12 protein-coding genes are annotated in these 12,664 nt (G+C 62.9%); 5 read left to right on the forward strand and 7 right to left on the reverse strand.

Annotated features, from left to right (window positions below; translation table 11 throughout):
- Positions 1 to 93: 93 nt before the first annotated feature.
- The 4 genes from C7450_RS15105 (at position 94) to C7450_RS15120 (ending at position 4,329) form a co-directional block, all read left to right on the forward strand.
- Positions 94 to 1,446 (forward strand): branched-chain amino acid ABC transporter permease, encoded by a 1,353-nt coding sequence (locus C7450_RS15105; protein WP_110375289.1) that lies wholly within the window; start codon positions 94 to 96, stop codon positions 1,444 to 1,446.
- 241 nt (positions 1,447 to 1,687) lie between these two features.
- Positions 1,688 to 2,938 (forward strand): threonine ammonia-lyase, encoded by a 1,251-nt coding sequence (locus C7450_RS15110; protein WP_245449771.1) that lies wholly within the window; start codon positions 1,688 to 1,690, stop codon positions 2,936 to 2,938.
- 68 nt (positions 2,939 to 3,006) lie between these two features.
- The gene (locus C7450_RS15115; RefSeq protein WP_146227343.1) at positions 3,007 to 3,477 is read left to right on the forward strand and encodes an RDD family protein; all 471 of its coding nucleotides are present in this window, start codon (positions 3,007 to 3,009) and stop codon (positions 3,475 to 3,477) included.
- 105 nt (positions 3,478 to 3,582) lie between these two features.
- Complete coding sequence (locus C7450_RS15120; protein WP_110375292.1) at positions 3,583 to 4,329, forward strand: arginyltransferase; 747 nt, start codon at positions 3,583 to 3,585, stop codon at positions 4,327 to 4,329.
- 264 nt (positions 4,330 to 4,593) lie between these two features.
- On the opposite strand, the gene C7450_RS34570 is transcribed toward C7450_RS15120, so the two are convergent.
- The 6 genes from C7450_RS34570 to C7450_RS15150 form a co-directional block, all read right to left on the reverse strand.
- Entirely contained in the window at positions 4,594 to 5,331 is a 738-nt protein-coding gene (locus C7450_RS34570) for a MerR family transcriptional regulator (protein ID WP_245449773.1), read from the reverse strand.
- A gap of 419 nt (positions 5,332 to 5,750) precedes the next feature.
- Positions 5,751 to 6,062 (reverse strand): integration host factor subunit alpha, encoded by a 312-nt coding sequence (locus C7450_RS15130; RefSeq protein WP_110375293.1) that lies wholly within the window; start codon positions 6,060 to 6,062, stop codon positions 5,751 to 5,753.
- A gap of 173 nt (positions 6,063 to 6,235) precedes the next feature.
- Positions 6,236 to 7,213, reverse strand: a complete 978-nt coding sequence (locus C7450_RS15135) for a beta-ketoacyl-ACP synthase III (RefSeq protein WP_110375294.1) — start codon at positions 7,211 to 7,213, stop codon at positions 6,236 to 6,238.
- 75 nt (positions 7,214 to 7,288) lie between these two features.
- A complete protein-coding gene (gene plsX, locus C7450_RS15140) occupies positions 7,289 to 8,329 on the reverse strand; it encodes a phosphate acyltransferase PlsX (RefSeq protein ID WP_110375295.1) in 1,041 nt (346 codons plus the stop codon).
- Positions 8,330 to 8,503: 174 nt separating this feature from the next.
- Complete coding sequence (locus tag C7450_RS15145; protein WP_110375296.1) at positions 8,504 to 9,172, reverse strand: YceD family protein; 669 nt, start codon at positions 9,170 to 9,172, stop codon at positions 8,504 to 8,506.
- A gap of 117 nt (positions 9,173 to 9,289) precedes the next feature.
- Entirely contained in the window at positions 9,290 to 9,826 is a 537-nt protein-coding gene (locus C7450_RS15150; protein WP_110375567.1) for a ubiquinol-cytochrome C chaperone family protein, read from the reverse strand.
- A gap of 126 nt (positions 9,827 to 9,952) precedes the next feature.
- Between C7450_RS15150 and C7450_RS15155 the strand changes: the two genes are divergently transcribed.
- The gene (locus C7450_RS15155; RefSeq protein ID WP_410369442.1) at positions 9,953 to 10,429 is read left to right on the forward strand and encodes an outer membrane protein assembly factor BamE; all 477 of its coding nucleotides are present in this window, start codon (positions 9,953 to 9,955) and stop codon (positions 10,427 to 10,429) included.
- 110 nt (positions 10,430 to 10,539) lie between these two features.
- Here C7450_RS15155 and C7450_RS15160 read toward each other — a convergent pair whose 3' ends face one another.
- Positions 10,540 to 12,663, reverse strand: a complete 2,124-nt coding sequence (locus C7450_RS15160) for a sodium-translocating pyrophosphatase (protein WP_110375297.1) — start codon at positions 12,661 to 12,663, stop codon at positions 10,540 to 10,542.
- Between the last annotated feature and the right edge of the window lies 1 nt (position 12,664).

The following is a 12,664-nucleotide window of genomic DNA, read 5'->3' on the forward strand; positions in this document are numbered from 1 at the left end:
GACGATGGCCGGCCCCGCGTAAACCAGACGACCTGTGCCGTTCACAAGCCTGCCCGCCTCAGCAAGGCATTCACTCGCACCATTGGCCCGCTCATGCGCCGCCTTGTCGTCCTGTTCCTGATCGGCTTCAGCGTCATGGCGATGGCGGCCTGTACCAGGCTGGTGGATGCCGACCAGGAAAGGGTCTGTCGCGCCGTCCTGCCGGCGATCAATCTGGACAGCGAAATCGTCGATATCGCCGCGCCCCTGTCCGGCCCCCTGCCCAACAGCCTGCGTATCGACTACACCGTCAAGGATCCGTCCGGGCGATTGCGAGGGCGCGTGCTGCTCTGCCGCTTCGCGGGCACGGGCCTTGCCATCGACAAGGCGCTGCTGGTGGGCATCGCCACCGAGCGTGGACCTGTCGCCGATGCCAATTTCTATTTTCTGAAGCGCTTCTACCTCGACGCCCCCGACGGAGGACAGGGCGAGGTCACAGTGGCAGAGCCGCCCCCCCAGCTGTCGCGAACCGTCGGCATCGGGCTCCAGCAGGCGGTCTCAGCGCTGCCTTTGCTCGCCATCTACGGCCTGATCGCGGCAACCTATGCCCTGATCTTCGGCTTGATCGGCCGCATCAACCTCGCTTTCGGGCAATTTGCCGTTCTCGGCGGAACGGCAACGGCTCTTGGCGTCGCCATCGCGCTCGCCGGTGGTGTCTATTCGCCCTTCGTCGGCATCGGAATTGGCCTGGCATTCGCGCTCGCCACGTCCGGCCTGCACGGCGTGGTGCTCGGCCGCATGGCCATCGCCCCGCTTCGCAAGGCCAGCAGCCAACGGGTTCTCATTGCCAGCCTCGGACTATCGATCGCAATGGCGGAGTACCTGCGCCTCACCCAGGGCAGCTACGCCCAATGGTTGCCCCCCGTCTGGAACAACCCCCTGCCGCTTGCCCAGGCCGATGGCTTTGCGGTGACGATGACCCCCATCAACCTTGCCATCAGTGTGATTGGCTTTGGCGTCGCGATCACCCTCATCATGGCCATGCGCCTGACCGGCTTCGGCCGGGCGTGGCGCGCCTATGCCGACGACCCGGGCGCCGCCGCGCTATGCGGCATCGATGGTGGCCGACTGTTCGACAGGACATTCCTCACGGCCTGCATGCTGGCAGGTTTTGCCGGCTTCATCATGGCGATCTACTACGGCAACGTGGGCTATACGACCGGCATGTCGCTCGGCCTCAAGGCGCTGATCGCTGCCGTGCTCGGCGGTATCGGTTCTGTCGGCGGCGCGTTTCTCGGCGGCCTGATCGTCGGTGCGGCCGAGGTTCTCTGGTCGGCAACCATGCCGATCGAAACACGCGATATCGCGATCTATGCCCTCCTTGTCCTGATCCTGATCATTCGCCCGCAGGGCCTGTTCGGAACGGATCCACTTACGACGCTCGGCGAAAGATCAACAAAAACATGAGGCCCTCGTTTCAATATTCTGAAAAATAATAAAAATATCGAATTTCGCGGATAGCAGCAACTCGCCGCAGATGCACAAGGGAATTTATGCTAGAGCATTTTCGAGCGAAGTGGACACCGGTTCGCGTGAAGAAAATGCGCTGAAACAAAGACATGGAGCATTTTCGCGATTCGGAGAAACGCGAAAATGCTCTAAGCGGAGAAACCCCAGCAAGCCGATAGAGTCCCGTGGAGAGGTGGCCGTGCCGACAACAACCGATGTGATCCTGACCCTTGCCGACATCGAAAGGGCAGCCGGCATCCTGGGCAATGCCGTTGTCCGGTCGCCGCTTCTTCCCTCGCCCTCGCTGAGTGCGCTGACCGGCGCGGACGTCTACGTCAAATACGAGAACATGCAGGCCACCGGCTCGTTCAAGGAGCGGGGCGCCCTCGTCAAGCTTTCGAGCCTCACCCCGGCGGAGCGCCGGCGCGGCGTCATCGCCATGTCGGCCGGCAACCACGCGCAGGCTGTCGCCTATCACGCCAAGCGGCTCGGCATTCCGGCAACGATCGTCATGCCCGAGGCCACGCCGCTCGTGAAGATCGAGAATACCCGCGCCCATGGCGCGCATGTGGTGCTGGACGGCGAGACCCTGACCGAATCCGCCGTCCGGGCGGAGACCATCGCCATCGCCGAGAATCTGGTGTTCATCCACCCCTATGACGACAAGGCCATCATGGCCGGCCAGGGGACCGTCGGCCTTGAAATCCTGACCGACAACGCCGATCTCGATGTGCTCGTCATTCCGATCGGCGGCGGCGGCCTGTTCGCCGGCATCGCCACCGCCGCCAAGGCCCTCAAGCCGGAGATCGAGCTCATCGGCGTGGAGGCGGCTCTTTATCCCTCCTTCTCCAACGCGTTGACCGGACGCGATGCGCCGATCGGCGGCCCGACCATCGCCGAGGGCATCGCCGTGAAGAACGTCGGCAAGCTGACCTTGCCCGTGGTGCGCCAGCTCGCCAGCGATGTGGTCGTGGTCGACGAGACCGCGCTGGAGAGTGCCGTCAACGCTTATGCCACGCTCCAGCGCAGCATGGCGGAGGGCGCGGGCGCGGCCGCGCTTGCCGCCCTCATCGCCTATCCCGAGCGCTTCCGGGGGCGCAAGGTCGGGCTCGTCCTGAGCGGCGGCAATATCGACGCGCGGCTCCTGGCCTCGGTGATGGTGCGGGCCCTGGAACGGGCGGACCGCATCGTCTCCTTCCGGGTGATCACCAATGACGGGCCGGGGCTGCTCGGGCGCATCGCCAGCCGGCTCGGCGAACTCGGCGCCAATATCCTCGAAGTTTCACACGGTCGGCTGTTCCTCGATGTGCCGGCGAAGGGCGTATCCATCGATCTCACCATTGAGACCCGGGATGCCGAGCATTCGCGCCGCATTCTGAACGCCCTGGCGGAGGATGGCCTCGCCCCCACGCGCGTCGATGCCAGAAGTCGGGCCGAACAGGGCCATTGAGACCGGCGACGGAACATCCGGTTCGTATTATCATTCAACAAGCGTGGGAGTCGTACGGGAGTGAACACGTGAGCCAATTGCCGCCCCACCAGGCGCCCCAGCCGATGACGACGATCGACGACTATGCCGCGATCCGCGGGGTCATCACGCCCCGCTTCTTCGCCTATCTGATCGACCTCGTGGTGATCGCGCTGCTGATGCTCGTGCTGTTCATGGTGGTGGCCGTGCTGGGCGCCATTACCTTCGGCCTTGCGTGGTTCCTGTTTCCATTGGTCGGCGCCTGCACGGGCATCCTTTACAGCGCCGTGACCGTCAGCGGTGAACGCCAGTCGACCATCGGCATGCGCCTCATGGGCCTGAAGGTCATCGGTCCCTATGGCCGGCCTGATTTCATAACGGCGGCGATCCACGCCCTGTTCTTTTACGTCGCTGCCAGCACCGGCTTTTTGCTCGCCATCGATATCATCACGGGCTTCCTGCGGAGCGACCGGCGCATGTTGCACGATGTCCTCGCCCAACTCGCCGTGATCCGCGATTGAGCCGCGCCGGTCCTGCGGCGCGTATTGCATATTTGAGAGCCGTCAGCTCGGTGCTATCGTGATGACGGTGAAAGGATCACACCGAGTGAAAGAGCGGGCGCCAGCGTGACGACACAGCCGCGCGATACTCCGCAGTTTTACCTCACCGCTCCGTCGGCCTGCCCGTATCTGCCTGGCCGCGAGGAACGCAAGGTGTTTACGCATCTTGTGGGAAAGCGCGCGGCAGAGATCAACGATATCCTGACCCAAGGCGGCTTCAGACGCTCCCAGACGATCGCCTATCGCCCGGCCTGCGAGACCTGCCGGGCCTGCATATCCGTGCGCATCGTTGTCGACGAATTCTCGCCGTCGCGCAGTTTCCGGCGCATCCTCGCCGCCAATTCCGACCTCACGACCGAGGTGCGGAGCGCAACACCGACATCCGAGCAATATAGCCTTTTCCGTCAGTATCTCGACACGCGCCACGCGGACGGCGGCATGGCCGACATGACCGTGCTCGACTATGCCATGATGGTCGAGGACAGCCACGTCACGACGCGCCTGATCGAATACAGGAAGCCGGGAACAGGTCCCTATCTGGATCGCGCGAACCCGGGCGAGCTCATGGGCGTCGCCTTGACCGACATCCTCGCCGACGGGCTGTCGATGGTCTATTCCTTCTACGCCCCGGAGGAAGGCAGCCGCAGCCTCGGCAGCTATATCATTCTGGACCATATCGCCAAGGCCCGCGAATTCGGGCTGCCTTATGTCTATCTCGGCTATTGGGTCGAGGGCTCGCGAAAGATGCACTATAAGACGCGCTTTCGCCCTCAGGAGCGGCTGCTGCCGCACGGCTGGTCGCGCGTCGATTAGAAAACCTCATAATATCCAGGAACCTACCTGAATATCCAGGAACCTACCTGAGATATCTGGAGCATATTCGGTGAACTCCGGTTCACCGAATATGCTCCAGGCCTTTGTTTTTACGCATTGTCTTCACGCGAACCGGTGTCCACTTCGCTCGAAAATGCTCAAGAGCAAGTCCGTCTGTTGCGGACTTGGCGGCACTCAGAAATTAACTAGCAAATTCAACAGCTTGGATGATTATCAGACGATTCCATCGAAGCCGGATTTGCTCTAACGCTCGCCCTCATCATCGACGACACCACGCGCGATGGCGATCAAGCGACGGCATTCGCGCAGATCATCGAGAACCATGCTCAGACGCGTGAGAGAGGCCTCATCGAGGCCGCTGCGCTCCATGGCTGCGAAAGCCTCGCTGGATCGCGGGTCATCCGCGTCATTCAGCGTGGCCTCCTGCCGCTCACGCACGTCGCGGGGCGTATCCGGGCCGCGCAGAGCCTCATGGTTCTGGTGACGCAGCTGATAGGTGCGCGGGCCGGCCTGGGTCGCGCCGAGCAGGTCATCATCGGCGAGCGGCATCGTTGGCGTATTCTGCCATGCCGCCTCAAGATTCTGGCGGCCGTCGTGGTGGCCATGCGCATCCGGGGGGACGCGATCATCGCGAGCCTCGTCGGTCTCAGCAGCCTCTTCGAAATCATCGATGAACCGCTGACCGGCACCGAGCGATGAAAGCTGCTGTGGCTCCTGCCACACCTGCTGGACGAAGCGCACGCCCTCCTGCTTCAAGATGCGCTGGACGCCCTTGATCGTATAACCTTCGCCGTAAAGAAGATGGCGTATGCCGCGGAGAAGCTCGACATCATCAGGGCGATAATAGCGCCGCCCGCCGCCTCGCTTGAGCGGCTTGATCTGTGTGAACCGTGTTTCCCAAAATCGCAGGACGTGCTGCGGAACGTCGAGTTCTTCCCCGACTTCGCTGATGGTGCGAAAGGCGTCTGGGCCTTTGTCCACCGTCCACTCCTCCGTGTACTTGTTCTCGGTCCCGCCGGTTGCAGCCCTTCAAGCGGCCTGAAATCGTCCCCCCGCGCACCAACAACCTTTGCCCAGCCGGACCCGACCCACGATCAACGCCGACTCAGACGACGCGATCTCTCAAAGATAAGACGCGATGACGCTCGCATGCAAAATCTAATGACGAAACTGATGAAATCCTGGGCCTCGCGCCCAAGCGGACTGTGCAAGAGGACCGTGGATGCCTGCTTTCGCCAACTGTCCGTTTCGGCAGCACAGGCCACCTGCTCCACGACCGGAACGGCATCCTGTCGCTTCCGCCCTGCGAGACCGATGCCGGAACAGGCGCAAGGACAGGCGCAAGAACCGACGCGAAGACCCTATCGAAGGGCCGCAAGGCCGGAAGGCCCCTTGGCCTGTCAGGCCTCGTCCTCGACCTCGATGCCATTGATCCGGGCGCGCAGCACGTTCGACGGTTTGAAGACCATCACACGCCGCGGATCAATCGGCACCTCGATGCCGGTCTTGGGATTGCGCCCGACCCGCTCGCCCTTGTCGCGCACGATGAAGGAGCCGAAGGACGAGAGCTTCACGGTCTCGCCCCGCGCCAGGCAATCACACATTTCGCTGAGGACGAGCTCGACGAGCGCAGCGGATTCAGTCCGGGACAACCCGACCTTCTGATAGACCACCTCGCAGAGGTCCGCGCGCGTTACCGTCCGACCTGCCATGGCACCCTCTTGCAAGCAACCTTTAACAACAGAAGCATCTCACTGAATTACAACGATATTCAGTCGCGACGGGCTGGTCAATCGCAGAGGCATCCGTTCCACGACATATATTCGTCCGAATTCGCGAAAGCCAGACTGATCCAAGCCCTCGGGCAGAGCCCGCGCCGCTGTCTTCACCAGCGGACGAGCGCGCTACCCCAGGTAAAGCCACCGCCCATGGCTTCGAGAAGCACCAGATCCCCGCGCTTGATGCGCCCATCGGCCCGCGCCACGGCGAGCGCCAGGGGGATAGACGCTGCGGAGGTGTTGCCATGGCGATCGACGGTGATGACGACCTTCTCGGGTGCGATGCCGAGTTTCTGGGCACTGGCATCGATGATACGTTTATTGGCCTGGTGGGGCACGAACCAGTCTATATCCTGGGCAGTGAAGCCTGTGGCGCGGAAGGCGTCCTCGATGACGTCGGTGATCATGCCAACCGCATGGCGGAAGACCTCACGTCCCTCCATCCTCAGATGCCCCACGGTACGGGTCGAGCCGGGTCCCCCGTCCACGAACAGCTTTTGACGGTGCCGACCGTCGGAGCGCAAATGTGTGGTCAGGATACCCCGATCGTGGGTGGTTCCCGACGCTTCCCGCGCCTCCAGCACGACGGCCCCCGCTCCGTCACCGAAAAGCACGCAGGTCGTGCGGTCACTCCAGTCGAGCAGGCGCGAGAAGGTTTCGGCGCCGATGACGAGGGCACGGCGATGCGAGCCCGACGTCAGGAATTTGTCGGCCGTGGCCAGCGCGAAGACAAAACCCGAGCAGACCGCCTGAAGATCGAAGGCGACACCATGGGTGATGCCAAGCTCCGCCTGCACCTGCGTTGCCGTCGCCGGAAAGGTGAAGTCGGGCGTGGACGTCGCGCAGATGATGAGATCGATATCATCGGCGGCGAGACCCGCGTCGGCGAGTGCCGCCTGCGCGGCGCGCACGGCGAGCATCGACGTGGTTTCACCGTCCGCCGCGATATGACGGGCGCGAATGCCGGTGCGCTGCACGATCCATTCGTCGGAGGTCTCAACCAGGCCGGCGATGTCATTATTGGTCAGAATGCGTTCAGGCAGATAAGCCCCGTCGCCGCAGACGACTGATCTCAGCCGAGACACTTGTTTGCTCCTCAGTCCCTCGCCCGCCGTTTCGTGTGGCAGCAGGCCGCTCGTTGTCCGGTGCGCATCCGCGTCTCAGGCGTCGACGGCCGGCTCGAGCTGCAATTTCTCCAACATGGCGCGGATCTGATGGACCAAATCATGCCGAGCCATGTCATAGGCGAGTTCCACGGCGCTGGCAAAGCCGAGTGCGTCCGTACCGCCATGGCTCTTGATCACACTGCCCTGCAAGCCGAGGAAGATGCCGCCATTCGAGCGCCGCGGGTCAAGGGTTCTCCGGAGCGAATCGAAGGCCCCTTTGGCGAAGAGATAGCCGATACGCGACATCAAAGTCCGGCCCATCGCATTTTTGAGGAACGTGGCGATCTGGGTCGCCGTCCCCTCGGCCGTCTTGAGCGCGATATTGCCGGAAAACCCCTCGGTGACGACGACATCGACGCTGCCCCGGCCGATATCGCTGCCCTCGACGAAGCCCTTGTATTCGATCTGCGGCAGGTTGGCCTCCCGCAGGATCCGGCTCGCATCCTTGATCGCATCGAGCCCTTTGATTTCCTCGACGCCGACATTGAGCAACCCGACTGTAGGGCGCTCGATATCAAAGATGACATTGGCGAGCGTCGCGCCCATGACCGCGAGCTCGACGAGATGGCGGGCATCGGCACCGATTGTCGCGCCGACATCGAGCACGATGCTTTCTCCCCGAAGGGTCGGCCAGATTGCGGCAATCGCAGGTCGTTCGACCTGGGCGAGCGTCTTCAGGCAGAATGTGGCCATCGCCATGAGCGCGCCGGTGTTGCCCGCCGAGACGGCGACATCCGCCTCCCCTTTCTTGACCGCCTCGATGGCAAGCCACATGGAAGACTTGTAGCGGCCGGCCCTGAGGGCCTGGCTCGGCTTGTCATCCATGCGCACGGCAATTTCGGCGTGGCGGAATTCGCAGGCCCTGGCAAGCGCGGGGTGCTGGTCAATGAGCGGCCGGACCTGCGGCTCGTCACCATAAATGATGAACCGGATATCCGGCCGCCGCTCGAGAGCTTTGGCCGCTCCGGGAATGACGACGGCAGGCCCGTGATCGCCGCCCATGGCGTCGAGAGCGATCCTAATCGGTGAGGACATGATGCCTATGTTGATCTCCGCAACGCCGAGGGCCGCAATCGACGCGCGGCGGACAATAGCGCCTCGTCATACGCTCGCAACCTGTATTTCGCGTAGGCGCCAGTCATGGTTGAGTCGAAAAACGGTAACGACACCAGCCAAATTGATCGAGTGATGAAAAAATCAGCGCGAATGCTAGTTCCGCCCCCCGGATTTTGTCTTCAAGCGTGACAACGCGGCAAAAGGTGACGGTTTGTCAACCGGCACGGAGACCTCATCATCCTCAGATGGCGCATCGTCCCCAGCCTCCACCCCAGCGGCCTTCGGAACAAATAAGGCGCCCGGCTTGCGGGGATAGGGATCAAGCCCCAGGGCAAGATACTCCGCAGCCAGTTGGCCAAGATCGATCGTCCCGTCGACGATCGCGTCGGGAGGATCGGCATCCGTCAGCCGGATCTCCGCGCTGCGGCCCTCGGGGTCCTGTCCGCGGCGGCCTTGACGAGCGCGGTTCGCCTTCCCGGCCCCGTCCCAGTCCGCATCCCCATGGTCCGCAAGCGCACGGCTCGGTCGCTCGGCCGCGAAATCCACCTCGATCGTCTCGATCACCTCGCTTGGGAAGGGTTCAAGCGTCACGACACAGATCTGCTCGACGCGGGCGCGCACCTCGCCCACCACCTTAACGCGCTTCGGCGTCCCGGAGAGCCGAAATGACGCCTCGAGGCTGTGGATGGCTGAAATATCGAAACTGCGGGCCAAGGCCGCGCATTCCTCGGGCGTCGCGCTGCGCTGTAACGCGAGTCCCTGCGGCGGAATATCGACAACGGCGCAAGGCCAATGCAAAAGATGGTCTTCTCGTGCTGCCATGGCAGTTTCCCTCGATCACCCCGGACCAGCGCGAATCAGCTGAGCCGGTTACCTGTGATCAATCTCATCTTTCTATCAGGATTCGCGGCCGGAGCCGCAATTCCACGCGATTGGCGCTCACTTCAATACCGTCCTTAGGTCGGGAAAGAGTGAGGTCGAGGAGACGATCTCCGCGAACTCCAACGCGGCCAGATGCCGCTCGACAGCTCTCATATAGAGAGCCAGCTCAATTTGCACATCCGCGCCGGGCACACCGAGGTTGCGCTCCACCGCAGCACACAACGCCACGTTATCCTTCTCGGCCAGTGCCTCGTCATAGCTCGCCGCACGGCCGTAAAAGGCCTTGGCATAGGCCTTCATCCGTTTCGGCACGGCGAGGTCGCCGATCCCGATCTCCCGGAAGGCCCGCTCAATCTCCAGGAAAAGGCGGTCCACGAACTCCTGTGCGAGGTCCGGCGCAGGCGCCGGCAGAGCCCTCAGCCGCCGCAAAAGCAAGACAGCATGCAGGGTGAGCAACTCAAATCGGCCCTCGACGGTATCCACGACCCAACCATCGCGGTAAAGTTGTGGGGCGCGCGCAGCGGCATTCACCCGCTCGAACAGCGACGCGGCGACATCATCACGCGGTCGGGAACGAAATAACTTGAGAATCATGACGGGCAACGCCCTCCGCATCGCCTTGCCAAAGACATAACCGCGGGTTACGGCATCGGACTACGTTAGTGCAAGCGAGAATATGATAGCTGCAAAGACGGCATTGAAGCGACACGGATGGGCCGAATGAAACTGCGCGAGACCAGACTTCTCTCACGGCGTTCGATGACGTTGGCGCTCGGCGCCACGCTGCTGACCGGCTTGGCCGCCTGCTCTGGCCGCGAGACCATTTCCCGTGGCTATGTGCTGGACGAGCGCGCCTTGGCGGAGATCAAGCCGGGAACAAGCGTCGATACGGTCCTTGCCAAGCTTGGTACCCCCTCCACGGTCTCGACCGTCGGCAACAAGACCTTCTACTACATCAGCCAGACCCTGAAACGGACGGTGCAGTTCATCGAGCCGTCGATTGTCGACCAGCGGGTGATCGCGATCTACTTCAATTCGGCCTTCAAGGTCGAGCGCGTCGCCAATTACGGCATCCAGGACGGCCAGATTTTCGATTTCATCTCGCGCACCACCCCTTCGAGCGGTCAGGAGCACAGCTTCCTGCGTCAGATTCTCCGGGGTGCGGGCGGCAGCAGCTTCAATCCCTTCGGCAGCTGACGCCCACCTGTTCCGGCGAAGGCCGTCACGACGAACCATCCACACAAAAAAGCCCCGCGATCGCTCGCGGGGCTATTTTTTGGGATCCGTGATCGCTTTTGCACATTGCCCTAGAAGTGCGCGAGCACTGCAAGCAGCAGCAGCGCAACGATATTGGTGATCTTGATCATCGGATTGATGGCAGGCCCGGCGGTGTCCTTGTAGGGATCGCCCACGGTGTCACCGGTTACCGCCGCCTTGTGCGCGTCCGAGCCCTTGCCGCCGTGGTGGCCTTCCTCGATATATTTCTTGGCGTTGTCCCATGCCCCGCCGCCCGACGTCATCGAGATCGCGACGAAAAGTCCCGTGATGATGACGCCGAGCAGCATGGCGCCAACCGCGGCGAAAGCGTTGCTCTTGCCGGCCACCGCATAAATCACGCCATAGGCGACGATCGGCGACAGCACCGGAAGGAGCGAAGGGATCACCATTTCGCGGATGGCCGCCTTGGTCAGCATGTCGACCGCGCGGCCGTAATCCGGCCGATCCGTCCCCTTCATGATACCCGGCCGTTCGCGGAACTGCCGGCGCACTTCCTCGACGACAGCACCGGCAGCACGGCCGACCGCGGTCATGCCCATGCCGGCGAAGACGAAGGGCAGCAGGCCACCGAACAGGAGGCCGACGACGACATAGGGGTTCGACAGCGAGAAGTCGACCGTCACGCCAGCAAAATAAGGATAGTTGGCGCTGTTTGAGGTGAAATGCGCAAGGTCGGACGTGTAGGCCGCGAACAGCACGAGCGCGCCAAGGCCGGCCGAGCCGATCGCATAGCCCTTCGTAACGGCTTTGGTGGTGTTGCCGACGGCATCGAGCGCGTCGGTGGAAACGCGGACCTCCTTCGGCAATCCGGCCATCTCGGCGATGCCACCGGCATTGTCCGTCACCGGCCCGAAGGCATCGAGCGCCACCACGACACCCGCCAGCGCGAGCATGGCGGTGACGGCGATCGCAATGCCGAACAGGCCGGCGAAGCCATAGGTCACCAGGATGCCGGCGATGATGATCAAGGCCGGCAGCGCCGTTGATTCAAGCGAGACCGCGAGGCCCTGGATGACGTTGGTGCCGTGCCCCGTCACCGAGGCGGAGGCGATCGATGTCACCGGCCGATAGCCCGTGCCGGTGTAATACTCCGTCACGATCACGATCAGCGCTGTGACGACGAGACCCGCGCAGGCGCAGATGAACAGCGCACCTGACGTGAAGGTGACGCCGGTCGTCGTGGTCAGTACCGTCGAGAATCCGCCGAACACCAGCCATGTCACGATGGCGATGGCCACGATCGACAAAGCGCCGGCGCCGATGAAGCCCTTGTAGAGGGCGCCCATGATCGACTGGTTGGCGCCGAGCTTCACGAAATAGGTGCCGATGATCGATGTGACGATACAGGCCGCGCAGATGGCGAGCGGATAGATCAATACCGATTCCAGCAGCGGCCCACCGGCGAAGAAGATGGAGCCGAGCACCATCGTCGCGACCACGGTCACGGCATAGGTCTCGAACAGATCGGCCGCCATGCCGGCACAGTCGCCGACATTGTCACCGACATTATCCGCGATGGTCGCGGGATTACGCGGGTCATCCTCGGGGATGCCCGCCTCGACCTTGCCGACGAGGTCGCCGCCGACGTCTGCACCCTTGGTGAAGATGCCGCCGCCAAGCCGCGCGAAGATCGAGATGAGCGACGCGCCGAAGCCGAGCGCGACGAGACCGTCGATCACCAGCCGATCACCCGGCGCATGCCCCATCACCGCGACGAGCACGGTGTAGTAGATGACAACGCCGAGAAGGGCGAGGCCGGCAACCAGCATCCCGGTGACGGCGCCGGACTTGAAGGCAAGATCGAGCCCGGCCGCCAGCGAGTGCGTTGCGGCCTGGGCGGTGCGGACATTGGCCCGGACGGAAACATTCATGCCGATGAAGCCAGCGGCCGCCGACAGGACGGCACCGAGCGCGAAGCCCACGGCCACCACGATACCAAGAAACCACGCAAGCCCGATAAAGAGCACCACGCCGACGATCGCGACGGTGCTGTACTGGCGGCGCAAATAGGCCTGCGCCCCTTCCCTGATCGCTCCTGCGATCTCCTGCATACGTGCGGTGCCGGCATCAGCCGCCATGACAACCTGGATGGTATAAACGCCGTAGACGATGGATAGAGCGCCTGCCAGCATAATGAGAAGCAATGCGGTCATG

Origin of the sequence: Chelatococcus asaccharovorans (assembly GCF_003201475.1) — a bacterium.
In the GTDB taxonomy this organism is placed as follows: Bacteria; Pseudomonadota; Alphaproteobacteria; order Rhizobiales; family Beijerinckiaceae; genus Chelatococcus; species Chelatococcus asaccharovorans.

Excerpts from the sequence above, each read along its gene's own strand:
- plsX (WP_110375295.1), bottom strand. The coding sequence starts at position 8,329 with ATGTCCTCACCGATTAGGATCGCTCTCGACGCCATGGGCGGCGATCAC.
- C7450_RS15160 (WP_110375297.1), bottom strand. The coding sequence starts at position 12,663 with ATGACCGCATTGCTTCTCATTATGCTGGCAGGCGCTCTATCCATCGTC.
- C7450_RS15155 (WP_410369442.1), top strand. The coding sequence starts at position 9,953 with ATGAAACTGCGCGAGACCAGACTTCTCTCACGGCGTTCGATGACGTTG.
- C7450_RS15150 (WP_110375567.1), bottom strand. The coding sequence starts at position 9,826 with ATGATTCTCAAGTTATTTCGTTCCCGACCGCGTGATGATGTCGCCGCG.
- C7450_RS15145 (WP_110375296.1), bottom strand. The coding sequence starts at position 9,172 with ATGGCAGCACGAGAAGACCATCTTTTGCATTGGCCTTGCGCCGTTGTC.
- C7450_RS15105 (WP_110375289.1), top strand. The coding sequence starts at position 94 with ATGCGCCGCCTTGTCGTCCTGTTCCTGATCGGCTTCAGCGTCATGGCG.
- C7450_RS15130 (WP_110375293.1), bottom strand. The coding sequence starts at position 6,062 with ATGGCAGGTCGGACGGTAACGCGCGCGGACCTCTGCGAGGTGGTCTAT.